Below are 23,606 nucleotides of genomic sequence, written 5' to 3' on the forward strand. Positions count from 1 at the left end.
CTGAAGAGGTTTCTGTGATCAAAAATGATGCTTGGATCACCAGGATGGCTAATCAAGGCATGATTAGCCCTTTTGAGCCCCAGCTCGTACGGGAAGTGGAAGGCGATCCAGGGGTCTCTCAGCGCGTGATTAGCTATGGTCTATCGTCCTATGGCTATGATTTGCGATTGAGTGCCAACGAATTTCGTGTCTTTCGCCACATCCCTGGCACCATCGTTGATCCCAAGCATTTCAACCCTGCAAATTTAGAACCCGCAGCCCTGCATACGGATGAGAATGGCAGCTATTTTATCTTGCCAGCCCACTCCTATGGTTTGGGAGTCGCCCTTGAGCGTTTAGCGGTGCCGGAAAATGTCACGGTCATCTGTATTGGCAAAAGCACCTATGCCCGTATTGGCCTCATCGCCAATTTGACCCCCGCAGAAGCCGGCTGGCGGGGGCATTTAACCCTGGAATTTTCGAATTCATCCAGTGCCGACTGCCGGATTTACGCCAATGAAGGCATTGTCCAACTGCTCTTTTTTGAAGGCGAGCCCTGCACCGTCAGTTACGAAACCCGGCAAGGGAAATATCAAGACCAAGATGAACAGGTCACCCTGGCCCGGTTGTGATCCCCGATGTATTAACGCCGAATCCAACCATTGATGGTAAAGCGACTGTCGGCAAACTGCTTCGAGGGACAGGTCACTGGTAACACTTCATGCATATAACGGCTGAGAAAAAAGACGATGCTGTTATTGCGGGGATCAACGGTTTGAAACGTGTCTGCCTGGACGTAAAAGTTATTTTCGATTTTGCTGTCATACACCCGCAACTCTCCCCCTGAGAAGGGCTTGGGTTCTTTATAGAAGTAGTAAACGTAAGTCAGCTCACGGGTCGCTGTATCGGGACTGCCGTTATCGTTATGCAACTTGTAAAAGTTGCCATCATTGTGGGACGTGAGCTGAGTTTCAATTTCCGAGGCTTGAAAAGCAGGTAGCTTCAGCTGTGTCAACACGGCAGGCAAGACCTGCTCAATGCGTTCCATCACCCGCTGGGCCAAGCCATCTACATTCGGCAGAATCATGGACTGACGATAATCAGGGGTATCCGTTGTGGTTTGGGTAGGTACAAACGCAGATGCTTGTTGAATGGTGGTTTGGAGTAAAGCCTGATGTTCAGCAGCCGTCAAAAACTGATCCATCTGCACATAGGGAGAGAGGAGCACCTCTAAGGGCGCTGGATTGAACGTAGGCTGAATATACATGGGAGGTTCCGTCACCAAACCTACTAAATGTTGGCTGGAAAAGCACAGCCCCGCATGGCCCGCCTGTAACGGGATTTGAAACAATTCTGGCGGCTGAGACGTAACCGAAACCGCTTGAAACAAACGCTGTAGCAGCGGATCTGTAGCCTGCAAATAAACAGTTTGATGATGTCCGCCCTGGAGGAGCAAGTCGACTTTAACGATAGAAGGTGGGGTCATAGCTGAATAGATTTCAAATCGTGGCAGCCCACATCAGCTGTCTGGTCTCCCACATCTTAGACCGGTTTCTGGTGGAGGGCAGCTTGGCAAAATTGCACAGCGGTTTCTATATCGCTCGTTTGGTGGGGATAGGGCACTATAGGTCGCTTGATGATGATCAAGGTAACGCCCAAGGCCTGAGCCACACGACGCTTAATATCTTCCCCCCCAGGCTGGCCAGACGCTTTCGTAACGACAACGGAGATTTGCCACTGCTGCCAAAGGGCTTTTTCCAGATCGAAGGAAATAGGAGGGCGCAAAGCAATAATGCGATCGCAACTCAATCCCGCATCCACTGCCGCCCGAAATGCCTGAGCACGAGGCAAAATTCTCGCAAATAATGTGCTTTTGGATTGGCATTCTCGAAACAGCGGTAGCCATTTGCTGCCAATCGTCAATAAAACCCGCTGCCCCTCTAGGTATTGCCCATGCACGAGTTGCGCAACGGTATCAACCTCCACGACCCAAGGATTAGCCGCTAAGTCATCAGCCCTAGAAGACCGCTCAAATCGTAAGTAAGGAATCTGAAGCTGAGTGGATACTTGTATGGCCAATTTCGAAATCTCTGTGGCATAGGGATGAGACGCATCCAAAATCGCGCCAATTTGTTGGTCTCGACAAAATGTTGGCCAGGTTTGATCAGTCAAAGCGCCTGTACAAACTCTTAAGCCCAATGACTGAAGATACAGATCCTGAGCCGAGTCAGTCAGGACTGTAATCACGCCAGGGAGACCCGCACCATCTAATGCAGAAGCTAACTGAACACTTTCCGTTGTCCCTCCAACTAGCCAAATTCGAGCAGGCATCTTCAGTCAATTGCGAGTAATTAGCTTTAACATAAATGAACACTGAGTCTATGACCAGACAGCTAAATCAACACTTAAAGAAAAATGCTCTCTAACTAGACTTTTTTGGGCATCCTAGGGATTAAGAACCAATTCGTTCTACCTCAAGGGGGGAAACCTAGCAATAGGTTGTGAGGTTGTCGATATCAACGCAGGTACCTAACCAAAAGGCACTGCTGTTATAAGCCTTTTAACAACTCTCAATAGACTTGAGTACGACTTGGTTGTGGAAATCAATCAGAAAAAACAGGCCCGACATTTACTCATTTTTGAGGACAAAGAAGGATTAAGGTTGGTGCCTCTAGAGGCCTCCTCACACTCTTTGGGGCGTGATCCAACCAATTCCATAGTGCTGCATTCAAAAGCAGTTTCCCGTCAGCATGCGTTATTACTGCGGGTGACCAGCTCTGATCCCAATAACTATGGCTTCTTACTGATTGATGGCGATTTACAAGGCCAACGCAGCACCAATGGCATTAAGGTCAATGGCGTTAAATGTCGGTCACGTCGCCTGCAAGATCAAGATCTGCTCACCTTTGGCAACCACATCAAAGCCCGATACATTGCCGTTGTTCCTCAATCTGATGCCGAATTTGAGGAATATTGTCGTACCGCCGATTATGAAGCCCTCTTCACCCCTCCTGCGTCTCAATCGACCGTCGTCCCCGAACAACCTTCAGCCCTAGAAGAGGAAGGTTTGGATGAGGCCCCTCTCATTCGACTGGCCTCTTTCCCCGAAATTTCTCCCAGCCCCATGCTGGAAATTAATCTCGAAGGAGAACTGACGTATCTCAATCCAGCCGCAGTCAGTGCCTTTCCAGAACTCCCTTTATTGGGAATGCAGCATCCAGCTTTAAACGGCCTCCTTAATTTCATCCACACCTCTGATACCAACATTTTGGTCCGGGAAATTACTGTTGCCGACAAGATGTATGAGCAATCGATTCACTTTATTTCTGAGAGCGATCTAATTCGCTGCTGCGTCTTTGATATTACCGAGCGCAAGCTAGCCGAAGCTGAGCTCCGCAAACGCGATCGCTTACTACAGAGCGTGGCTCAAGCCACTACACATCTCCTAGAAAATGTTGGATACGACGCCATTGACACTGCTTTGGCAATTTTAGGTGAAGCAGCTGGAGTTGATCGCATTTGTATTTGCAAAAATCACACGCTACCGGATACCGGCGAAAGCGGAACTAGCATGCGGTTTGAGTGGGTTCGCTCCTCCATTGAATCCGTGCGCCACCGCCCTCATAGACAAGAGCAAAGCTATCACTCCCCCCATCTCAGACGCTGGTATCACGCCTTAACCGACGAGGTCACCATTCGCAGCCTGGTTCAGGACTTGCCCGAAATCGAACAACAGGTCTTAGCCCAAGACAGTATTCTGTCGATTTTAGTGGTTCCCATTATTGTCAATCACCGATTTTGGGGATTTATTGAACTTCATAACTGCACCCGCGAATATCACTGGTCCCTGCAAGAAGAATCCATTCTATTTGCCATGTCAGCCAGTATTAGCGCGGCACTACAGCGGCAAGACAAAGAAGAAATTATCCGCCATCAAGCCTTTCATGACGCCCTCACCGATCTGCCCAACCGTGTCCTCTTCAACGATCGGCTGAATATCGCCTTAGCTTCTGCCCAGCGCAACAATGGCAGCGTTGCCGTCATGTTTATGGACTTAGACCGCTTCAAGTTGATCAACGATACCTTAGGACACTCCATCGGTGATGAGCTTCTTAAAGAAGTAGCCCTTCGTCTCCAGGATTGTTTGCGAGATGGAGACACGGTTGCCCGATGGGGTGGTGATGAATTTACGGTTCTCCTTCCCAAAATTGAGTCTGTCAACGACGCTATCAATACGGCCTATCGCATTTTGGATGCACTCAAAGCGGCGTTTGTCATTCGCAGACATGAATTATTTGTCACCACCAGCATTGGCATTGCCATTTATCCCGAAGATGGTCAAGAAGCAGAAATCTTATTGCAAAATGCAGACGTTGCCCTATATCGCAGCAAAGAACAGGGTCGAGGCACATGCCAGCTATATAACCCCACGATGAATGCCAAAGAGCAATTCATTCTGGAAAACAGCTTGCGCCATGCCCTAGATCGCGATGAATTTATTTTGCACTATCAGCCTAAGGTCAATATCTGCACCGGCGAAATTGTCGGTCTAGAAGCCCTTGTGCGCTGGGAGCATCCAGAAATGGGTTTAGTCTCACCAGCCACCTTTATTCCCATCGCAGAAGAAACCGGCTTAATTGTTGAATTGGGAGAATGGGTGTTAAGAACCGCCTGTCAACAGGCCGTACTCTGGCACAAACTGGGATTAGCGCCTTTATCCGTTGCCATTAATCTATCCGCTCGCCAGTTCTATCAACCGAATTTAGTTGAAATTGTGGCCCAGGTCATAGAAAGTACCGGCCTCAATCCGCAACAACTCGAACTGGAAATTACAGAAACCATTGCGGTTAAAAATATGGAATTTGCGAAATCCATTCTCTGTAATTTGCAGGCCCTAGGGGTTCATATCGCCATGGATGACTTTGGCACCGGCTACTCTTCCCTCAATTATCTGAAGCAGCTCCCTTTCAATACCCTCAAGATTGATCAGTCTTTTATTCAAGATTTAAAGCCCGCCTCTAAGGATGTGGAAATTATCAATGCAGTGATTGCCTTAGGCAAAGGCCTCGACCTAAAAGTGGTGGCCGAAGGTGTGGATAATGAAGAACAGCTAGAACTCCTCAGATCCCTCAATTGTGAAATTGTTCAAGGTTATTTATTTAGCCGTCCCTTGAGCGTCGATAGTACAACGGATATCCTGCAAGCCAACTGGCTCCAACGGAACCAATCCCAATCTCTCTTGCGAACCCTAGTCTCTAGTCCAGAATTAAGTCAATCCACCTCTGTACAAACCTAGACTCATTTCATCCTGAGCTCACCTTCACTCTTGATTTCAAAAGCCATCATGAATGATGGACGATTGGTAAGGAAATATAGTATCCTTAGATCTTGTGACTTTTTGTGAAAAATTATGCACGCTGAGGAGATCATTCGCTCAATTGAAGCGGAGCATTTCAAAGAAACATTACCAACAATCTATGTTGGCGATACTGTCCGAGTCGGAGTTCAAATCCGAGAAGGCAATAAAGAGCGCACCCAGCCTTATGAAGGGACTGTCATTGCTAAGCGTCATGGTGGAATCAATGAGACCATCACCGTTCGGCGGATTTTCCAAGGTGTCGGTGTAGAACGGGTTTTTCTGATTCACTCTCCTCGCATCACCAATATTAAGGTGGTTCGCCGAGGTAAAGTGCGCCGAGCGAAGCTGTATTACTTACGCGATCGCGTCGGCAAGGCAACTCGTGTCAAGCAACGGTTTGATCGAGAGCTGTAGAGAGAGTTTGGTGTGGTTCGCCCATTATCCAACCAGCCTCAATCATCTATCAGTGCTACCGTAGCAAGGTAAACTTGAGAAAGTAGAGAGGTCCTTGAGACCCTAAACCTACTCAGTCCATCTAGGTAGCCCTATGCGCCTTTAGTTCAGTTGGTAGAACGCAGGTCTCCAAAACCTGATGTCGGGGGTTCGAGTCCTCCAGGGCGCGCTCAATTCAGATCAGTTTAGATGGACTGTGTCATGGGCTGAGTCAACCAGATTGATTTTCAACTCATGCCCTAGGTTTGCTTAAACGCAATTGCCTTATCTATAGCCAATTTAGTTGGCAAGCTCGATTTATAGTCGGTCGTGGGCAAGCTCGGGGTATAAATACCCAGCAGTTGGTATCCAAGGATTAGCAAAAGTGGCTAAAAGAAGAAAGAAAAAAAACAACGCAGCAAACAGTCAGCCGTCACCTCCATCCAACATTGATGCGACGTCTGAGCCATTGGCTGCCACTACTGCTAGTGCTGGGGATTCTGCAGAAAGTCCTAGTCCTGCTCCAGAGCGAGCGGCTATAGCAGCCACTAGCTCCAATGCCGCTAGCTCAACCGGTTTTTTTCAAGGCACAAAAGAAGAGCTCGAAAAAGTGGTATGGCCTGATCGGCAACAGCTGATTAGTGAGTCAATTGCAGTCTTTTTGATGGTTTCCCTCTCTGCCTTCATCTTTTCTTTCATCGATAACTTGTTTAGGTGGGTTTCCACACTCGTATTTGGATAAGTGCCCATGACTGATGACCCCCTAAGTACCACTCCGGCTGTTAGTTCAGTCCCTGAAGGCCCCCTTGAGATCCGGCATTGGTATGCCGTTCAAGTGGCGTCTGGGTGTGAGAAAAAAGTCAAGCACAATCTTGAACAGCGTTTGCAAACACTAGATGTTGCAGACCGTATTGTTCAGATTGAAATTCCACAAACCCCGACTATTAAGGTTCGGAAAGATGGTAGCCGTCTAACAGGCGAAGAGAAAGTCTTCCCCGGCTATGTACTAGTCCGCATGATTTTAGATGACGAAACCTGGCAGGTGGTCAAAAACACCCCCAACGTCATCAACTTTGTCGGTGCCGAACAGCAACGCCGATACGGGCGTGGCCGCGGCCATGTTAAACCGATGCCCCTCAGCCCTTCAGAAGTCGAGCGGATTTTCCGCCAGGCTCAAGAGCAAGAGCCTGTGGTCAAAGTCGATATGTCTGTTGGCGATAAGATTCAAGTCCTCAATGGTCCATTTAAAGACTTTGAGGGTGAAGTAATTGAAGTTAGCCTTGAGCGTAACAAGCTCAAAGCGCTACTTTCGATTTTTGGGCGGGATACCCCCGTAGAATTGGAATTTAATCAGGTGCGAAAAGAGTAATTCATCCATGGCAAAAAAAGTAGTAGCAATTATTAAATTGGCAATCGCAGCTGGCAAAGCCAACCCTGCTCCCCCCATTGGACCCGCCTTAGGACAACATGGTGTCAACATCATGATGTTCTGTAAGGAATACAACGCCAAAACGTCTGATCAAGCTGGTCTCGTCGTGCCGGTTGAGATTTCAGTTTACGAAGACCGCAGTTTTACCTTTATTCTCAAAACGCCACCCGCTTCTGTCCTTATCAAGAAGGCTGCTGGCATTGAGAAGGGATCAGGAGAACCCAATGCAGTCCAAGTAGGGCAAATTACCAAGGCCCAACTGCAAGAAATTGCCCAGACTAAAATGCCTGACCTCAATGCCAATGACATTGAAGCAGCCATGAACATTGTGGCTGGAACGGCCCGCAACATGGGCGTTGCTGTCGTTGATTAAGCCCAGTGATCAGGGTATGCTTTAAGACCCGTCTTTGTTCACCTATTTGGGGAAGAGGCCATGGCTTCGTTAGTACCCCAGGAGTAAATTATGACTAAGAAAGTTTCTCGCCGGATGCGCGAGTTAAAACAGCAGGTTGAAGACCGTGCCTATGAACCCCTAGAAGCACTAGAGCTGTTGTGCAAAACCGCCACAGCTAAGTTTCCAGAATCGGCTGAAGCGCACATTCGTCTTGGCATTGACCCCAAATATACCGATCAACAACTGCGGACAACGGTGGCCTTACCCAAAGGCACCGGTCAAGAAGTGCGTATTGCTGTAGTCGCCCGGGGTGAGAAAGTTAAAGAAGCGACAGATGCCGGTGCTGATGTAGTGGGTTCAGAAGAGCTGATCACTGAAATTCAGCAAGGTCGGATGGATTTTGACCTGTTAATCGCCACTCCAGATATGATGCCTCAGGTGGCCAAAGTGGGTCGAATTCTGGGTCCTCGGGGTTTAATGCCGTCGCCAAAGGCAGGAACTGTAACGTTCGATCTGCCCCAAGCGATTGAAGAATTCAAAGCGGGTAAACTTGAATTTCGAGCAGACCGCACTGGAATTGTGCACGTGATGTTTGGTAAGGCTAAATTCTCTGCGCAAGATCTATTAGAGAATCTGAAGGCCCTGCAAGACACCATCGATCGCAATCGTCCATCAGGTGCCAAGGGACGGTACTGGCGTAGTCTTTATGTGTCAGCCACCATGGGACCGTCTATCGAAGTTAATATTTCGTCTCTACGAGACCTAAACCTATCTGACTAGCTTGGAAACAGTCCAATTTTTTAGGATCTAGCCTTTGCATTAATTCCTCATGCAACTGAATAGCAAAGACCGTAGACGGTAGGGGCTCAACGCTTAATGGCCTACTGAGGTTTTGAATGATAGCTCTTAAAACGTTAAAGCGTTCTAAGTCAGCGTTATCAAAAGACCTTGGATCTACCTGTACCCAAGGTCTTTTGTTGTGGGGACCGACCAGTTTCGTTTTTATGTACCGATTAAGGAGGTGAACAGAAGAATGGGTAGAACCCTAGAAGATAAAAAGCAAATTGTGGCAGGGCTGCAAGAAAACCTAAGCGATACTGTCATGACGATTGTCATTGACTATCAAGGATTAACAGTGGCAGAAATTACGGAGCTGCGTAATAAGCTACGTCCTGCAGGTGCTCAGTGCAAAATCACCAAAAATACTTTGATGCGTCGAGCCATCAAAGGAGATGAAAAGTGGGAGCCTTTATCAGACTGGTTATCCGATTCCTCTGCTTTTTTGCTGATTAAGGATGACTTAGGTGGCGCTATTAAGGCCTACCAAGCCTTTCAAAAAGCAACGAAGAAAACGGAGCTCCGGGGCGGCGTCATGGACGGTCAGCCCCTCTCTAAAGAGGATATCAAGGCCATCGGTGACCTCCCATCACAAGAAGTCTTGATGGCTCAAATTGCTGGTGCTATCAACTCTGTGACTGCCAAGGTTGCTGTGGGTATCAATGAGGTTCCCGCTTCACTGGCCCGAGCCTTACAAGCACATTCAGACTCTGATAAGGCTGCTTAGCCGCATTCTCCATCCAATCATTGAATACAAAAAAGGAAGTGACCCATGTCTGCAACTGAAGAAATTCTAGAAAAGTTAAAATCCTTAACCCTTCTCGAGGCTGCTGATTTAGTCAAGCAAATTGAGGAAACCTTTGGTGTGAGTGCTGCTCCTGCCACAGGTATGATGATGGCTGCCCCTGGTGCCACAGGAGGTGCCGCAGAGGAAGCCGAAGAGAAGACTGAATTTGATGTCGTCTTGGAAGAAGTGCCTTCAGACAAGAAGATTGCCGTTCTCAAGGTTGTCCGCACCTTGACTGGTTTAGGTCTGAAAGAAGCCAAAGAAATGGTGGAATCTACCCCCAAGTCCATCAAGGAAGGGGTTTCCAAAGAGGACGCCGAAGAAGCCAAAAAGAGCCTGGAAGATGCAGGTGGAAAGGCTTCTCTCAAGTAGTGCCTAGAGCTGCCGTTTAGCCGGTTACACCCGGCTGAATCAGCTATATTCTCTACTTTCACATTAAAATCAAAGGCTTGTTGGGAAATCTTCTCTTAGCAAGCCTTTAATTGTGTGATGATGTCGACGGTGGGAGGCGTAAACAGATAAAGTTGATGCCCCAGTTGTTGTTGATGTCCTGAGATCGCACACGTACTGCCAGAGGCAAAATCGGCAAATCGTTGAGCCAGTTCAGTCCCCAAGCTGGCAAAATTTAAGAGGATAACGGTTCCCGCTTTGAGGGCATCGACAGCCTGGGCGGTTTCGTCAAAGGTCTGGGGGGTAAGAACAGCAATTGTATAATTGGATATCCCAGGAAGTGGCAGTAAGTTAGCCATACTTGCTCACCTGAATCCATTGATCGTTACCGTCTAAACTAGCGCAACTTGTCAATATGCAGAAGCCTTTACTGCCAAAAGATTGCCAATTGCGTCCTGCCATCGCTACAGATATTGGCTCTATTCGGCGATTAGTGTGGTCTGCCCGGCTAGATCCAACTCAGATCCGATGGTCTCAATTCTGGGTGATTGAACAACATCAAACTGTTATCGCTTGTGGACAACTGCGGGTCTTTCCAGATGCTCAAGAACTGGGTAGTTTAGTCGTGAAGCTCACCCATCAAGGTCAAGGGCTAGGCACTCTATTGGCTCAACACTTGATTGAACAGGCATCCCAACCCCTCTATCTTGAATGTCTAGGGCAACGATTATGCCAGTATTATCAGCGCATGGGGTTTCAGATTGTTGAATGGCAGGCGCTTCCTCAAGGATTGAAACGAAAATTTGGACTGTCTAGAATCGCTAAGACCTTATTCCGCGTTCCCGTCGAGTTTATGTACTACGCATAACTCCTCATTAACGGTGTAGAGGATCGTAATGAATACATCGCTAAAACGTCACTAAAATCGATAGTTCTATCAAGCTAATGAACGAAATGCGGAAGTTCTGGCTGTGGGGAAGACAAATGGGATGATTTGCTCTCCACATCTACCGTTGGCGGTGACTGCTTTTCTACGGAAGGTTGAGGGGTAGGTAACACCACCGTCTGAGGGCTAGTCTGCCGACTGTCTGTATTCTGTAGACCTAAGGCGGCTAACTTCCGACAGCAAATCGCAAAGGCATCGGAAACACTGCCTGGATCCGTGGCAGACCAAGGTGAGACGGCGGAAGAAGAGGTCAGCAGTGAATCCTCTACAGCCACGGTGGCATAGCCAAACGAAACCATTTGCCGAGGGGTAACTTTGGCATTTGGTACAAAGGTGTTGGAGTTATTTTTCAACACTGTTTTGTATTCACAAATGCGGGCTTGCTGGCGACGAAGTTGCGATCGCAAGTCCTGACAAATCGATTGAAATTCCTGCAGCTTTTCCGCTTCCCGATGAGCATCACGCTCAGCATTCTCTAAATCTTGCTCAAGCTGTGCCTGATGGGATTCATGCCCCACTAGTTGCTCCGTTAGAGAATCGATCAAACTTTGCTGATATTGCAGCAGATTATGGGCTGTTTCTAATTCTTGCCGCAAGACTGCCACATCTTCTTCCCCCAACACCGTGTCGAAAGGCAATAGCTTATCCTGCCATCGATGGCGATTCAATTCAGAACCTACAAGGGTTTTGAGCCTGGGAACAGAAGATGGAATGATGCTTTCGTCGTGCATGGGAGTGCCCTATGAATTGAGCTATGGTGGCGGTTGACTCAAAGCAAATCGTCTATGCGCGCTTTGAATCGCATAGCATTCCATATCTGCAGGCCTAGGATTAGAGAAAAATCTTTAAGCTAAAACTGAAGCCTAAAATTGATAGCTGATCGAACGGTTCACAACCGACAGATGTAGAACGCGACTTTTTAAAGTTGTCAGTATGGGACCACCTCATATAAGATAGCTTCTTCTTCAAGGGAAGCAGAGCAATATCAGTGGTTTGAAACCTAAATTTACATATATTTATCAAAATTAGATGACATCTTGACGATGTTGGATAAAAACCACCAGACTCAGCATTCCCACCATGATTAGTCCTAATTTCAGCCAATGTTTACCAACATTGACGGCAAATGCAGTGCCAGCCTTATCATGAAATCGCCCCACTAGGAGTTCTGCAGCTGCGATCGCAGTTCCGCGTTTTTCCCGCCAATCACTAAACTGATCTTGCCAAGTGTCCAATTGATCACGATAGTCCTTGACCTGGTCGTTATAATCTTCGATCTCATCTTCATAAGTCGACTGATTGTCAGCCGCTAATTTGGGCGGATCGCCTGGATCTTCCGGTTTAGCAGGCTGAGGCTGATCTACAGCTGGATCATATTCTTGGCGTAGGGCAGGGAAAGTACATTGGGTAAATATTTGCGGTCCCAAACATTGGCATTTCTCTTTGCCCTCATCACTCAACTGTTCTCGCTCGTCTGTCGATAGCTGCCAGCAAGAATCCCCTGCAATATCCTTGCCCACCTCAGATAGGGTAATTAAACTTTCATAGGGCCAACGAGTAACCGTCAGCTGACTCAGGACTTGTCCTGGCGCACCCAGGGAATCCAGAGAGATAATGGCCCCAGAAAAAGTGATTTGAGGGAGTAAGAACAGAATCGTCAGCAAAGGTGCCACGCTCTGGTTAGGAGCTAAGGCAGAGACAAACAGACCCATCACCATACCCCCCAAGGTAGCCAAGAAAAGGGTGATATACATGCCTAGGAGGCCATGCCAGTCGATGGGCAAGTTCACGGCCAAAACCTTTGTCAGCAGGAAGATAGCGGCTTGGTACAGAGCTAACAGTAGGCTCAGCCAGACCTTGGAAAATACATAGGGCAAAATCTTGAGCCCAATCATCCGTTCGCGTCGATAGATCTCCCGTTCTTTGACGATCTCCCGCATCATCGCCAAGCTGCCAACCATCACAGCCGTCAAAACCGTAATAAAGAGGAGCGTGAACACCTGCCCCGGATCACCCTTGGTGGCATCAAACATGGGGCGCTGCCACATCACGAAATCTAGCAGGCCCAAAATGGGGGCTAATGCCAGCATTAAAATCAAGCTAGCCCGATCTTGGCGCAGAATGGTCCAATTGCGCTGGGCCAAAATCGCAAACTGCCGCCAGCCTGAAATGGCGGTTGTTCGAGGCTGAGGGGGCTTAGATTTTGCTTTTTGGGGCGTGGTGGGAACGGATAAACTGGCCTGACGCTGAGTGATATAGGTCTGATAGAGGGTGGACTGGCGGTATTGCTGTTCCCAGATTTCTGGCGTTTGCTCTCCTTCTATTTTGAGGTAGATTTCATCAAAATCCTCTACTCCAAAATAAGTCAAGGCTTCAGCCGGGGGCCCAAAATAGGCAATCCGCCCTCCCTTCGCCAAAAACACAACGAGATCACAAACCATGACATTTTTGGTGGCATGGGTGATCAGAAGAATGGTCCGCCCTTGATCCGCAAGCCGCCGCAGTAACCGCATCATCAAGGTTTCAGTACCCGGGTCTAGCCCCGAAGTGGCTTCATCCAAGAAAAATAAACTGGGTTGAGTTAATAGCTCCACCCCAATCGAGACTCGTTTGCGTTGACCACCACTTAAGGAGCGCACGCGCAGATGCTCCCGTTCCCGCAGCTCTAAATCTTGAAGCACAGATTGAATCTGCTGTTTACGCTCAGCTCGCGTTACATCAGCTGGAAGCCGCAGACGCGCTGCATAATCTAGGGCCTGGCTCACGGTCAGCTCCCGATGGATAATATCGTCTTGGGGAACATAGCCTAGCTCTGTGCGAAAGAGGTTGAAGTTCTTATATAAATCCTGGTCATTGACCAAGACCGAGCCACTCGTAGCAGGGCGAAGTCCATTTAAAGCATCAAGAAGGGTCGACTTGCCCGCTCCACTCACCCCCACGACTGCGACAAACTCCTGGGGCAAGATTGATAGGGAAATATCGTTTAAGAGAATATTTTTCTTGCTGGTCACCTTACTCAGGTGCACCGCATCGAGACGGAGATTGCCTGAATCATTCTGCTGAATCAGGGTTTCATCAAAGTTAAAGACAAAGTGATAAGGGCCAATGCGAATCGTATCGCCTGGGCGGAGGGGTTGGGGATTACGGAGCTGGCGACCGTTCACGTAGGTTCCATTCGATGAATGGAGGTCTTCGATCACCCAGGTGCCGCTTTTGAGGTCAATTTGGGCATGAAACCGGGAGACCACAGGATGATCAATCACGGTAGTATTACGTGGATCGCGACCAAAGCTCAGACTTTTCAGTTCCCGCAAGACGAGGGTTTCGACCTGCTCAATGACATCCGTTTGCGGAATCACCTGATAGGTCAACGTCACCTGATCTTCAATGGAGAAAAAATCGCCATCTTGCAGCGCTTTCTCTTGAATTCGATCGCCCGCAAAGATGAGACCATGAAGACTGTCTAAATCTCGAATGGTGTACGTCTCATTCTCCCAGTTCAATTGGGCATGGCGGTCAGACACCACAGGTAAGTCAATGACAATATCACACTGAGGATGTCGGCCCAGGGTCAAGGTTTCTTGGTTGAGGGGAAAGTCCTGGGTCCATTTAGAAGTGGTGACTTGCAAAACGCGATCGCAATGGGTTTGACTCACGACGGTTCCCGGTAAGGCTGACTCGCTAGCCAAGACACCCGTGCTGAAGGTTTCCCGAAAGTGAATCGCCGTATCGCCCATCTGAATTTCATCGCCAGGATGGAGTTTGAGCGGTTCTGGCGAGACAAGGGGCTTGTCGTTCACTCGGAGTGTGTCATGAGTACCCAACAACGTCAGGACATAATGATCGATTTGCCACACAATTTCTGCATGATGCGGCAAAATAGACGCCCCTTCTAAAACAAGGGAATTATCTGGATCAGACCCAATACTAAAGGTGGCTTGCGTTAACCGAAATTCTCGATGGTTCTCTTCGCCAGCAGTAATGACATGAAGCTGAGCAGATGCAGTAGGCATGATGGGACGAGGATAGGGGTGTTGTTAAGAGTTTAAAGGCCGTCATAGAAAAGCCTAGGCTATTTTTCGCCTGAGATGGAGATCATCTTCACGACTGTTGGGAGTATCTAGGCTATAGTATTCGCCCTTCACGGATCACAGTCATAACATTGCAGGCAAGACATGGTTTACAACGAAACGAGCAACTTCATGTTTCAGATGGTCAGAAAACGCCTTGCCCACCAAAGTCTTCCCAACCCTTGAAATCGATGAGCCAACCTGCCTCTTTGGCTTGTAGCATTACACTCCATTCGCCATCATGACTAATCGGCTGCTCAGGGAGTTGCAGTTCAAACCAATCGACATTAATGCAGAGGGGAACATTGGCATACCCGGATGCTATTTTTATTTCTTCAGTTCGTTGCAAAATACGGGGCCAAATATCTGGCCAACGCCCTCTAATTGCCGTGAAATTTGCTTGAACAATTGTATTATCTGGATCATCAAATTGAACTCGAACTAGAATATGAGTCCCGTCAGGCAGCATGCCATTGAACTCGAAATTCCAACATTCGAAGCCGTCAATTCGTAAAATATGCCCCCAGAACTGATGTTGTCTTGTTTCTAGGATGTTGCTCATCACCAGTGTCAGAATTATAGTGGACTCAAGCTATATCTATGATTGGGTCAGCCTTAACTTCTCTGGTCCATATCCCCAAGAAATGAATGGAAGCATGGCTGAAGTCGCAGAATATAAAGGTATTCTGTAGTTCACCTAAAGACTCAGGCCATTTTCAGAATGCCTTCTTAAGATGGGAGGTATCAAGACAGAGCCACCCGCAACAGGGCCGTCTGTCACCCATTATGGGAACCTCAAATGAATAGTTCTGACAGCACTTCCCTTGAACTAAGTTACGATTTTGCGCTTGACCGGGACTGCACGACCTTGTCTCGTCATGTTCTAGAACATCTCCAAAGTTTTGGCCCAGAAGCCCAAGATATGAGTGCTCTGATGACTCGAATTGGGTTGGCCGGAAAACTGATTGCTCGCCGCCTCAGTCGAGCGGGGTTGGTGGAAGGCGCTTTAGGCTTCACTGGTGACATCAATGTCCAGGGCGAAGAAGTCAAAAAAATGGACATCTATGCCAATGAGGTGTTTATTGCCGCCTTTAAGCAGAGTGGTCTGGTATGTCGGCTCGCCTCTGAAGAAATGGAGAAGCCTTACTACATCCCTGAAAACTGCCCCATTGGTCGGTATACCCTGCTATATGACCCCATTGATGGGTCTTCCAACGTGGATGTGAACTTGAACGTTGGCTCTATTTTTTCGATTCGCCAGCAAGTCGGTAACGATCCCGACCATACGGGTCAGGATCTCTTACAAGATGGCCATCAGCAAATTGCCGCAGGCTATATTCTATACGGTCCCAGTACCGTCTTGGTGTATTCCATTGGCAAAGGGGTCCATGTTTTTATTCTCGATCCGAGCCTGGGAGAATTTATTCTGGCTGCTGAAAACCTGACGATCCCTAAACATGGTCCAGTCTATAGCGTCAATGAGGGTAACTTCTGGCAATGGGAAGATGCCCTCCGAGACTTTACTCGCTATGTTCATCGCCATGAAGGCCATACGGCCCGCTACAGCGGAGCTTTGGTAGGAGATTTCCATCGCATCTTATTTCAAGGGGGTGTGTTTATCTACCCCGGAACCCTGAAAAATCCTGATGGTAAGCTGCGACTGCTCTATGAATCGGCACCCTTGGCGTATTTGATGGAACAAGCGGGCGGACGAGCGAGTATTGGCCAATCCGCATTGCTTGATGTTGTTCCTGATCATCTCCATGCCCGCACACCTTTGATTATTGGCAGCACAGAGGATGTAGCCTTAGTTGAATCTTTTATTGAAGACAGAGAAAGACAGGCGGAAGAAGAACTTGCGCTGAAGTCCTAACGGCAGAACCTGCCCTTATTACTCGATCGATTACGGAGTTTCCTATGACAAACCATCTCCTCGAAATCAGCACCTTTGGTCAAAGCATTTGGATGGACAATCTCAGCCGCGATTTAATTGAATCGGGAGAGCTGAAGCAGATGACCCAAGATCAAGGCATTCGCGGGATCACCTCTAATCCGGCTATTTTTGAAAAGGCGATTTCAGGCAATGCCACCTATGATGCCGACATCGAAGCCGGGATCAAAGCGGGCAAGTCGGTTCTGGATATCTATGAGTCTTTGACCTTTGATGATATTCGCAATGCCTGCGATATTTTCAAGCCTATTTATGACCAAACCCAAGGTCTAGATGGCTATGTCAGCATCGAAGTTCCGCCGAATATTGCCAACGATACTCAAGCCACGATTGAGCAAGCTCGCCGGTATCACCGGGAGATCGGTCGTGACAACGTCATGATCAAAATTCCGGGGACACCCGCCGGATTACCTGCAGTGGAGCAGGTGATTGCCGATGGCATTAATGTGAATGTCACCTTGCTGTTCTCAGTCCAAAGCTATATTGATACGGCCTGGGCCTATATTCGCGGTTTAGAAGCACGCGCTGCAAAGGGTGAGGATATTAGCCAGATCGCGTCTGTCGCCAGCTTCTTTCTCAGCCGGATTGACTCTAAAATCGATGGGTTGGTCGATGCCAAGCTCAAGGCTCTTAGCCCGGATCAGTCTCATCTGGCGACCCAAATTGCTCAGGTAAAAGGCAAAGTTGCGATCGCAAATGCCAAGATCGCGTATCAAGAATACAAAAAGATCATTCAAACCGACCGTTGGAAAGCCTTATCAGCCCAAGGGGCCAATATTCAACGCCTCCTGTGGGCCAGCACCAGCACCAAAAATCCAGAATACAGCGACGTCATGTATGTAGACGAGCTGGTCGGGCCTGATACCGTCAACACCTTGCCTCCCAATACGATTCAAGCCTGTGCCGATCACTGCGATGTTGACAATCGGGTGGAGCAGGATATGGAGAATGCCTATGAGACAATCTCAAACCTCTCCAACCCTGCCATCCATATCGACCTCGACCAAGTGATGAATGAATTGTTAGCGGAAGGCATTGATAAATTTGTGCAGCCCTTCAGTTCATTACTGAATTCCTTAGAAGAAAAGGTCAAGCAGTTGACCACCGTTTAGGCCAGACGACTCGCCCTTAGCCTAGGGGATTGGGCGTTACCCAAACGTCGAAGTGCGCTAGTGCAAAGGGCTGACTTTCACCGCTTCCAAGTTCACCTATTTCCCTTTGTTTGCCCAGCCTATGGTTACGCTTGCTGAAAATCCGCTCCGCGTCGGTCTACGCCAAGAACGCACGCCAGAGCCTCTGATTATGGTGATCTTTGGCGCCTCAGGCGACCTCACCCAACGGAAACTGGTCCCTGCCCTCTACCATCTCAAACAACAGCGCCGCCTGCCAGCGGAACTAACCATCGTCGGTGTTGCCCGACGGGAGTGGAGTGATGATTACTTCCGGCAACAGATGCGCGAAGGCATCGAAGAATTTTCGGATGGGATTCAGTCGGAAGAGGTCTGGAATAGCTTTGCCGAAGGGTTATTTTATTGCCCTGGCAATATGGACGATCCCCAAGCCTATCAAAAGCTGAAAGCTCGTTTAGAAGAACTGGATGGCCGTCGCGGCACCATGGGCAACCGGGTGTTTTATCTGGCCGTCTCTCCCAAGTTTTTTGCCGAAGCGATTCAACAACTGGGAGCCGCCCAGATGTTGGCGGATCCTGTTAAAACACGGCTAGTGATTGAAAAACCCTTTGGTCGGGATTTGGGATCCGCCCAGTCCCTTAACAAGGTTGTACAGGAAGTCTGCGCCGAAAACCAGGTCTATCGCATTGACCATTACCTGGGTAAGGAAACCGTTCAGAACTTGCTGATCTTTCGGTTTGCCAACGCCATTTTCGAACCCTTATGGAATCGACAGTTTGTTGACCATGTTCAAATTACCGTGGCGGAAACCGTGGGGGTAGAAGAGCGAGCAGGCTATTACGAAACCTCCGGTGCCCTGCGGGATATGGTCCAAAACCATATTATGCAGCTGCTTTGCCTAACGGCGATGGAACCCCCTAACTCTCTGGATGCTGATGCAATTCGCACGGAGAAAGTCAAAGTGGTCCAAGCCATGCGCTTGGCCGATATCCATAACCTTGAAAACTCAGCCATTCGCGGCCAATATACCCAAGGCTGGATGAAAGGCGAGCAGGTGCCTGGCTATCACCAAGAACCTGGTGTGAGTCCTAAGTCCACAACGCCCACCTATGTAGCCTTGAAGCTGCTGATTGACAACTGGCGCTGGCAAGGGGTGCCTTTTTATCTGCGCACTGGCAAACGGTTGCCCAAAAAGGTGTCAGAAATTTCTATCCACTTTCGCCAAGTGCCATTTTTAATCTTTCAATCCGCTGCCCAGCAGGCAAATCCCAATGTATTAGCCATGCGTATTCAGCCTAATGAGGGAATCTCCCTACGATTTGAAGCCAAAATGCCAGGGCCAGACCTACGGACTCGTTCTGTGGATATGAACTTTAGCTATGGTTCCTTTTTTGGCCAGTCTACGGGGGATGCCTATGATCGCTTACTCTTAGACGCCATGCTCGGCGATCAAACCCTGTTTACCCGTGGGGATGAAGTCGAAGAGTCTTGGCGGGTGTTAACGCCTGCCTTAACGGCTTGGGAAGAGCCTACCGATCCTGCCCTAGTACCCACTTATGAGGCTGGGACTTGGGAACCGGAAGCTGCTGAGCTATTGCTTAACCGCGATGGTCGGCGCTGGCGACGACTCTAGACCTTTGAATATGCGCACTTAAGTTCTCCATTTTCTTCGCCCTATGACTACAAAATCTGCTCCCATCGTCTCTTTGCAAGCCCCAAAAGACGTTTCGCTCAATGATATTAATGCTGAATTAAGCAAAATTTGGACCAGCTACAATTCTTCAGGCAATGGCGGCATGTTCCCCACGGCGACTCGGGCCGCCACTTTTAGCTTGGTTGTCTATGAACCGGAAGAAACTCAGCAGCTTTTGGCCGCATTAGGGTTCTACACTGGCCCGGTAGACGGCATTTATGGTCCACGGATGGAAGCCGCCTTGCGATCAGCCCAAACAAAGTTTGGATTAGCAGAAACCGGCAAGCCAAATTCTGAAACCCTGGCTAAACTACGCCAGGCTATGACCGAGCAGCAGATCAGTCAGACTCAGGATGATGGCTATGTTTTGGATGCTGGGGGAGCGGGTATTGCGGATGCGATCGCAAGCCAAAGTCCTTGTCGAGTCATTTCCCTATTCCCCATGGGTGGAGAAGACGAAGGAGTATCCGCCCAGCTGTCCGCCTACTGTCCGGTCAAAAAGCAGAATCGCAGCTCTCTGATTTGCTGTGAGTATATTTCTCTTAAAGGCACAGAAGTGGCCCTAGATCGCGTAGGAGGTCTGGTTCAGTCTTTAATGATCGGTGGACTTCCCAAATTTTTGTGGTGGAAAGCCGTGCCCGCCGCCAATATGGAGCTGTTTCAGCGGTTAGCCACATCAAGTACGGCTGTGATTGTTGATTCCAGCCAATATCAAGAGGCTCAATCAGAACTGATTAATCTGCAAGCATTAATGTCTCAAGGGACCAATATTGTTGACCTCAACTGGCGGCGGTTAGCGGCTTGGCAAGAACTAACCGCCGAAGCCTTTGATCCCCCTGCTAGACGAGCAGCGCTCGGTGAAGTCGATCGCGTCACCTTAGATTATGAGAAAGGTAATCCTGCCCAAGCGCTGATGTTTTTAGGTTGGTTAGCAAGTCGCCTGCAATGGCAACCGGTTGCCTTCACGTCGGAAGGCGGCGACTATGATCTCAAGCGAATTCAATTCGTCAATTCAGAGCAGCGCACGATTCAAGCAGAATTGGCAGCGATACCGACCCAACCTGGAGAAGTAGCCGGAGACTTGATTGATTTAAAACTGGCGTCTACCAATTTACAGGCCGATTGTTGTACGGTTCTGTGCTCTGAGACCCGAGGCTGCATGCGCATGGAAGCTGGGGGCGGAGCCCAATCCTGCCGCATTCAGCATGTCACACCTTTACAAGATCAATCTTCTGAGACTTTGCTCAGCCAGCAATTACAGCGCTGGGACCAAGACGTTCTATATTCAGAAAGTCTTGCCGTAACAGCACAGATGATCAAGCTTGCATCGAGCTAACCCTCTCTCAAGGATCTCATCCAACACTGCTAAGAACACTTCTTAACCCAACATCATGCTGTTAAGGGGTAAAGCTGAGCCATCCACATATCTGCTGGATCACTGTAATACTCAATTTCATCAACCTGAAATTTGAGGGGTCCGTCGGGACTGGCAATCTCAATGTAATCGCCTGGACGAACCGCAGGACTTTGAGCCGTCATATAGCTCACTGACGTATCGGCACTCGTTTCGAGAAAAAATTCGGTTCCTAGCTGCCCCTGATGGTATCGGTGAGTTCTGTGCCTGAATGCTGGCCGTTTTTGATCAACAAACCATTGGCCGAGTTGCCCATCCGGATAAATGGATATTCCCATAGTTCCCCCATTGGAAATAAATGCCTACGTAACGATGGCTCCCAGGGAATTGCCAATGACCAGAAACGGAGCCTTAACAGTGATAAAAATTTCAAACTCTAAGCTTGACAATAGTCGGTTGACTCAGGGGCCAAAACCGTAGGATTACTGAACTCTTGATTCGGTCTCAGAATTAATCAACCGTAAAACTACGGATATTCAACGGAGAACTCGATGATGAGTGGTGTTGAGAGAGTTCACTTTCAGAGCAAAGATGTTGTACGCTGGCACAGCATCTTTGCAGATGCAGCGTAACCGTTTTGAAGAGGACCCTGAATGTCACTAGTGATTGCAGCCGATCGAAGTGGTGTGGGCAAAACCACTGTGACCGCTGCCATCCTAGCGAGCTTGCAAGCTCGACCAGGTGTCGTGCAATCCTTCAAAGTTGGACCAGACTATATTGATCCGATGTTTCACACGGTAGTCACCCAGCGACCTTGCCGAAATTTAGATCCCATTCTCACGTCTGAACCCTATACCCAGCAAATTTTTCACACCCATACCCAGCAGGCCAACTATGCCCTAATTGAAGGGGTGATGGGCTTATTTGATGGCGCTATTGGGCAACAAGGGAGAGGCAGCACCGCGCATATTGCCCGGCTTTTAGAGGTACCCATCGCTCTCGTTTTAGACTGTAGTCGTTTATCAGACTCTATCGCCGCCCTAGTCCATGGCTACCGATCCTTTGATCCACACCTCCAGATTGCCGGATTGATCCTCAATCGGGTAGGTAGCGATCGCCACCTTCAAAGTTTAAAGTCAGCATTACAGCCTCTTTCCATTAAAATTTTGGGTGTCTTGCAGCGACAGCCGTCCATCCATATTCCCGATCGTCACTTAGGTTTAGTCCCTATCAACGAATTAGAGGGGGCTGACGGGCTGTTACAGCAGTTAGCAGCCGTAGGGAATCGTTGTTTTGACTGGTCAGCTTTATTGCCTTTATTAGCTACAACCCAAGCCACTTCAACACCTCCAGCAACGCCTGTTCGGCCTCAAATCCATGCTTTAACCTCTCCTACACCGTCTAGCAATATCCGCATTGCGATCGCAAAAGACGTCGCCTTTAGTTTTTACTATGCCGACAATCTCGATCAGCTCCGGCAGCTCGGTGCAGAGCTGGTATTTTGGAGCCCGATTCACGATCAAGCCTTACCCGACCCTATCCACGGACTCTATCTCGGTGGTGGCTTTCCTGAAATGTTTGCCGTTGAATTATCTGAAAATGTCGCCGTTCGGCAGGATCTTAAAACCGCGATTCAAGCTGGGTTACCCACCTATGCCGAATGTGGCGGGCTGATGTATTTGTGTGAATCCTTGCAAACCTTGCAGGGAAAAAGGTTTCCGATGGTGGGCATACTGCCAGCAAACGTCAAGATGGCGAAGCGATTAACGCTGGGGTATCGATGTGCGATCGCAACCCAAAACACTCCCCTACTCACGGCAGGAACGACGGTTTGGGGCCATGAATTTCACCACTCCGAACTGGATCAGGACGGAGATAACCCCACGTATACGTTCTCACGACAGACCGTTGCTCACCCCTCAAAGATTTCAGAAGGCTGGCATCGGTATAACGTTCACGCCTCGTACCTACATCTTCACTGGGGAAACCAGCCTGAGATACCGAAACGTTTTATCCAACAATGCCGAGACTTTAAAGCAACCCGCTGAAGCTCTAGCAGGCTTTTGGTCTCGCCAATGCATTCTTAGACATGGCACAACGTCGCAACCGCGGCAAACATTCTTGTTGATAAAAACCGCTGATCACCGGCACCGAAAGTCCTAAATCAGCTGCAATCTCTTCCCAACTTTGCTCAGGCGGTAAACGCCTCTCAATCAAGGTTTGGCAATTAGCAGCCGGATAATTGGCCAGATGAGTTGCCCTTAACTCGCCCTTAATGTCACTTTTAACCCATTCGTAGATCTGCATAGTTAAGGACGACACGACTTTCATTGAGTCTTTCCCGGAGGAAAAATCTTCTCGATCCAGCCGATTTAAGTCTTGAGCTGCCTGCAAACGCCGGAGCTGCTGTTGCAAATCTCGATTAAAAGATTGGATGAGCTGGGACCACTCTCCATACGCTTGAACATCCAAGCTCGATGTATTGAAATCTTGACAGAATTGGCTCAAAGTTTGCTGCAATGCCTGGTCATACAAAGGACTATCGTCTGACCAAAGCTGATCAGACTGAGTCAGAACAGACAGTATTCGTGTTAAGTAAATTTGGCGTTCTTTATCTTCTAGATAGCTTTGAAAAGCTTTTGTTATCCATTGATTAACAAGATGATTGGGTATCATTTTTCATTATTGAAGAAATAGAGATAAGCATAAATATCTATATTCCACTCAATAAAATAATTTAGTGACCTTGTCAGTATCCAAAGGTGACAAAAAGTGACCTCATTCGTCGTCAGCCTGTTAAGAATTATGTTGTTTTATCCTGCCAAAACTGCTCTAGTTGACATAAGATATGTCTC

23 protein-coding genes and 1 tRNA gene are annotated in these 23,606 nt (G+C 48.5%); 16 read left to right on the top strand and 8 right to left on the bottom strand.

All coding sequences use genetic code 11. The features are described from left to right. Positions 1 to 14: 14 nt before the first annotated feature. On the top strand, positions 15 to 611 hold the full coding sequence (gene dcd / locus ON05_RS15865; protein ID WP_010475512.1) for a dCTP deaminase: 597 nt from the start codon (positions 15 to 17) through the stop codon (positions 609 to 611). A gap of 11 nt (positions 612 to 622) precedes the next feature. Here the strand turns inward: dcd and ON05_RS15870 are convergent, their stop codons facing one another. Continuing rightward, positions 623 to 1,465, bottom strand: a complete 843-nt coding sequence (locus tag ON05_RS15870) for a 2OG-Fe(II) oxygenase (protein WP_010475514.1) — start codon at positions 1,463 to 1,465, stop codon at positions 623 to 625. A 56-nt stretch (positions 1,466 to 1,521) separates the two neighbouring features. Further along, positions 1,522 to 2,310 carry a cobalt-precorrin-6A reductase gene (locus ON05_RS15875; protein ID WP_010475516.1) on the bottom strand — a complete coding sequence of 263 codons (789 nt, stop codon included), beginning with the start codon at positions 2,308 to 2,310 and terminating at the stop codon, positions 1,522 to 1,524. A 259-nt stretch (positions 2,311 to 2,569) separates the two neighbouring features. On the opposite strand from ON05_RS15875, the gene ON05_RS15880 reads away from it, so the two are divergent. From ON05_RS15880 to rplL, 9 genes are all read left to right on the top strand, one after another. Next, positions 2,570 to 5,275: an EAL domain-containing protein gene (locus tag ON05_RS15880; protein ID WP_010475518.1), complete on the top strand. Its 2,706-nt coding sequence runs from the start codon at positions 2,570 to 2,572 to the stop codon at positions 5,273 to 5,275. Positions 5,276 to 5,389: 114 nt separating this feature from the next. Then, complete coding sequence (gene rplS / locus ON05_RS15885) at positions 5,390 to 5,752, top strand: 50S ribosomal protein L19 (protein ID WP_010475520.1); 363 nt, start codon at positions 5,390 to 5,392, stop codon at positions 5,750 to 5,752. 135 nt (positions 5,753 to 5,887) lie between these two features. Continuing rightward, positions 5,888 to 5,960, top strand: a tRNA-Trp gene (locus ON05_RS15890). Between the two features lie 114 nt (positions 5,961 to 6,074). Continuing rightward, positions 6,075 to 6,512, top strand: a complete 438-nt coding sequence (gene secE, locus ON05_RS15895) for a preprotein translocase subunit SecE (RefSeq protein ID WP_262561853.1) — start codon at positions 6,075 to 6,077, stop codon at positions 6,510 to 6,512. A 6-nt stretch (positions 6,513 to 6,518) separates the two neighbouring features. Continuing rightward, the gene (gene nusG, locus ON05_RS15900) at positions 6,519 to 7,139 is read left to right on the top strand and encodes a transcription termination/antitermination protein NusG (RefSeq protein ID WP_010475524.1); all 621 of its coding nucleotides are present in this window, start codon (positions 6,519 to 6,521) and stop codon (positions 7,137 to 7,139) included. 7 nt (positions 7,140 to 7,146) lie between these two features. Continuing rightward, a complete protein-coding gene (rplK, locus tag ON05_RS15905; protein WP_010475526.1) occupies positions 7,147 to 7,572 on the top strand; it encodes a 50S ribosomal protein L11 in 426 nt (141 codons plus the stop codon). Between the two features lie 90 nt (positions 7,573 to 7,662). Further along, complete coding sequence (gene rplA, locus ON05_RS15910) at positions 7,663 to 8,373, top strand: 50S ribosomal protein L1 (RefSeq protein ID WP_010475528.1); 711 nt, start codon at positions 7,663 to 7,665, stop codon at positions 8,371 to 8,373. Positions 8,374 to 8,626: 253 nt separating this feature from the next. Then, positions 8,627 to 9,157: a 50S ribosomal protein L10 gene (gene rplJ / locus ON05_RS15915; RefSeq protein ID WP_010475529.1), complete on the top strand. Its 531-nt coding sequence runs from the start codon at positions 8,627 to 8,629 to the stop codon at positions 9,155 to 9,157. A gap of 45 nt (positions 9,158 to 9,202) precedes the next feature. Continuing rightward, positions 9,203 to 9,589 (top strand): 50S ribosomal protein L7/L12, encoded by a 387-nt coding sequence (rplL, locus tag ON05_RS15920; protein WP_010475532.1) that lies wholly within the window; start codon positions 9,203 to 9,205, stop codon positions 9,587 to 9,589. A gap of 95 nt (positions 9,590 to 9,684) precedes the next feature. Here the strand turns inward: rplL and ON05_RS15925 are convergent, their stop codons facing one another. Beyond that, positions 9,685 to 9,966 carry a cell division protein SepF gene (locus tag ON05_RS15925; protein ID WP_010475533.1) on the bottom strand — a complete coding sequence of 94 codons (282 nt, stop codon included), beginning with the start codon at positions 9,964 to 9,966 and terminating at the stop codon, positions 9,685 to 9,687. 56 nt (positions 9,967 to 10,022) lie between these two features. Here ON05_RS15925 and ON05_RS15930 point away from each other — a divergent pair, with 56 nt between their 5' ends. Beyond that, on the top strand, positions 10,023 to 10,475 hold the full coding sequence (locus ON05_RS15930; RefSeq protein WP_010475535.1) for a GNAT family N-acetyltransferase: 453 nt from the start codon (positions 10,023 to 10,025) through the stop codon (positions 10,473 to 10,475). Positions 10,476 to 10,549: 74 nt separating this feature from the next. Here the strand turns inward: ON05_RS15930 and ON05_RS15935 are convergent, their stop codons facing one another. The 3 genes from ON05_RS15935 to ON05_RS15945 all read right to left on the bottom strand — a co-directional run bounded on the left by ON05_RS15935 (position 10,550) and on the right by ON05_RS15945 (position 15,185). Next, entirely contained in the window at positions 10,550 to 11,284 is a 735-nt protein-coding gene (locus tag ON05_RS15935; RefSeq protein ID WP_010475536.1) for a hypothetical protein, read from the bottom strand. Between the two features lie 294 nt (positions 11,285 to 11,578). Beyond that, a complete protein-coding gene (locus ON05_RS15940; protein WP_010475537.1) occupies positions 11,579 to 14,566 on the bottom strand; it encodes an FHA domain-containing protein in 2,988 nt (995 codons plus the stop codon). Positions 14,567 to 14,768: 202 nt separating this feature from the next. Continuing rightward, positions 14,769 to 15,185 carry a hypothetical protein gene (locus tag ON05_RS15945; RefSeq protein ID WP_029315306.1) on the bottom strand — a complete coding sequence of 139 codons (417 nt, stop codon included), beginning with the start codon at positions 15,183 to 15,185 and terminating at the stop codon, positions 14,769 to 14,771. A 237-nt stretch (positions 15,186 to 15,422) separates the two neighbouring features. Between ON05_RS15945 and fbp the strand changes: the two genes are divergently transcribed. From fbp to opcA, 4 genes are all read left to right on the top strand, one after another. Continuing rightward, positions 15,423 to 16,496, top strand: coding sequence for a class 1 fructose-bisphosphatase (gene fbp, locus ON05_RS15950; protein ID WP_010475539.1), 1,074 nt, complete (start codon positions 15,423 to 15,425; stop codon positions 16,494 to 16,496). Between the two features lie 44 nt (positions 16,497 to 16,540). After that, the gene (tal, locus tag ON05_RS15955) at positions 16,541 to 17,686 is read left to right on the top strand and encodes a transaldolase (RefSeq protein WP_010475540.1); all 1,146 of its coding nucleotides are present in this window, start codon (positions 16,541 to 16,543) and stop codon (positions 17,684 to 17,686) included. A 121-nt stretch (positions 17,687 to 17,807) separates the two neighbouring features. Continuing rightward, positions 17,808 to 19,337, top strand: coding sequence for a glucose-6-phosphate dehydrogenase (gene zwf, locus ON05_RS15960; RefSeq protein ID WP_010475541.1), 1,530 nt, complete (start codon positions 17,808 to 17,810; stop codon positions 19,335 to 19,337). Positions 19,338 to 19,380: 43 nt separating this feature from the next. Further along, entirely contained in the window at positions 19,381 to 20,733 is a 1,353-nt protein-coding gene (gene opcA, locus ON05_RS15965; RefSeq protein WP_010475542.1) for a glucose-6-phosphate dehydrogenase assembly protein OpcA, read from the top strand. 53 nt (positions 20,734 to 20,786) lie between these two features. Here the strand turns inward: opcA and ON05_RS15970 are convergent, their stop codons facing one another. Next, a complete protein-coding gene (locus ON05_RS15970) occupies positions 20,787 to 21,089 on the bottom strand; it encodes a hypothetical protein (RefSeq protein ID WP_010475543.1) in 303 nt (100 codons plus the stop codon). A gap of 315 nt (positions 21,090 to 21,404) precedes the next feature. On the opposite strand from ON05_RS15970, the gene ON05_RS15975 reads away from it, so the two are divergent. Beyond that, positions 21,405 to 22,799, top strand: coding sequence for a cobyrinate a,c-diamide synthase (locus ON05_RS15975; protein ID WP_010475544.1), 1,395 nt, complete (start codon positions 21,405 to 21,407; stop codon positions 22,797 to 22,799). 4 nt (positions 22,800 to 22,803) lie between these two features. Here ON05_RS15975 and ON05_RS15980 read toward each other — a convergent pair whose 3' ends face one another. Next, entirely contained in the window at positions 22,804 to 23,427 is a 624-nt protein-coding gene (locus ON05_RS15980; protein ID WP_010475545.1) for a hypothetical protein, read from the bottom strand. Between the last annotated feature and the right edge of the window lie 179 nt (positions 23,428 to 23,606).

Source organism: Acaryochloris sp. CCMEE 5410, from assembly GCF_000238775.2.
Taxonomy (GTDB): domain Bacteria; phylum Cyanobacteriota; class Cyanobacteriia; order Thermosynechococcales; family Thermosynechococcaceae; genus Acaryochloris.

Excerpts from the sequence above, each read along its gene's own strand:
- ON05_RS15875 (WP_010475516.1), bottom strand. The coding sequence starts at position 2,310 with ATGCCTGCTCGAATTTGGCTAGTTGGAGGGACAACGGAAAGTGTTCAG.
- rplS (WP_010475520.1), top strand. The coding sequence starts at position 5,390 with ATGCACGCTGAGGAGATCATTCGCTCAATTGAAGCGGAGCATTTCAAA.
- ON05_RS15975 (WP_010475544.1), top strand. The coding sequence starts at position 21,405 with ATGTCACTAGTGATTGCAGCCGATCGAAGTGGTGTGGGCAAAACCACT.
- ON05_RS15935 (WP_010475536.1), bottom strand. The coding sequence starts at position 11,284 with ATGCACGACGAAAGCATCATTCCATCTTCTGTTCCCAGGCTCAAAACC.
- opcA (WP_010475542.1), top strand. The coding sequence starts at position 19,381 with ATGACTACAAAATCTGCTCCCATCGTCTCTTTGCAAGCCCCAAAAGAC.
- nusG (WP_010475524.1), top strand. The coding sequence starts at position 6,519 with ATGACTGATGACCCCCTAAGTACCACTCCGGCTGTTAGTTCAGTCCCT.
- tal (WP_010475540.1), top strand. The coding sequence starts at position 16,541 with ATGACAAACCATCTCCTCGAAATCAGCACCTTTGGTCAAAGCATTTGG.
- ON05_RS15970 (WP_010475543.1), bottom strand. The coding sequence starts at position 21,089 with ATGGGAATATCCATTTATCCGGATGGGCAACTCGGCCAATGGTTTGTT.
- fbp (WP_010475539.1), top strand. The coding sequence starts at position 15,423 with ATGAATAGTTCTGACAGCACTTCCCTTGAACTAAGTTACGATTTTGCG.
- ON05_RS15930 (WP_010475535.1), top strand. The coding sequence starts at position 10,023 with ATGCAGAAGCCTTTACTGCCAAAAGATTGCCAATTGCGTCCTGCCATC.
- rplA (WP_010475528.1), top strand. The coding sequence starts at position 7,663 with ATGACTAAGAAAGTTTCTCGCCGGATGCGCGAGTTAAAACAGCAGGTT.
- ON05_RS15980 (WP_010475545.1), bottom strand. The coding sequence starts at position 23,427 with ATGATACCCAATCATCTTGTTAATCAATGGATAACAAAAGCTTTTCAA.
- ON05_RS15940 (WP_010475537.1), bottom strand. The coding sequence starts at position 14,566 with ATGCCTACTGCATCTGCTCAGCTTCATGTCATTACTGCTGGCGAAGAG.
- rplL (WP_010475532.1), top strand. The coding sequence starts at position 9,203 with ATGTCTGCAACTGAAGAAATTCTAGAAAAGTTAAAATCCTTAACCCTT.
- rplJ (WP_010475529.1), top strand. The coding sequence starts at position 8,627 with ATGGGTAGAACCCTAGAAGATAAAAAGCAAATTGTGGCAGGGCTGCAA.
- ON05_RS15925 (WP_010475533.1), bottom strand. The coding sequence starts at position 9,966 with ATGGCTAACTTACTGCCACTTCCTGGGATATCCAATTATACAATTGCT.
- zwf (WP_010475541.1), top strand. The coding sequence starts at position 17,808 with ATGGTTACGCTTGCTGAAAATCCGCTCCGCGTCGGTCTACGCCAAGAA.
- ON05_RS15870 (WP_010475514.1), bottom strand. The coding sequence starts at position 1,465 with ATGACCCCACCTTCTATCGTTAAAGTCGACTTGCTCCTCCAGGGCGGA.
- ON05_RS15945 (WP_029315306.1), bottom strand. The coding sequence starts at position 15,185 with ATGAGCAACATCCTAGAAACAAGACAACATCAGTTCTGGGGGCATATT.
- rplK (WP_010475526.1), top strand. The coding sequence starts at position 7,147 with ATGGCAAAAAAAGTAGTAGCAATTATTAAATTGGCAATCGCAGCTGGC.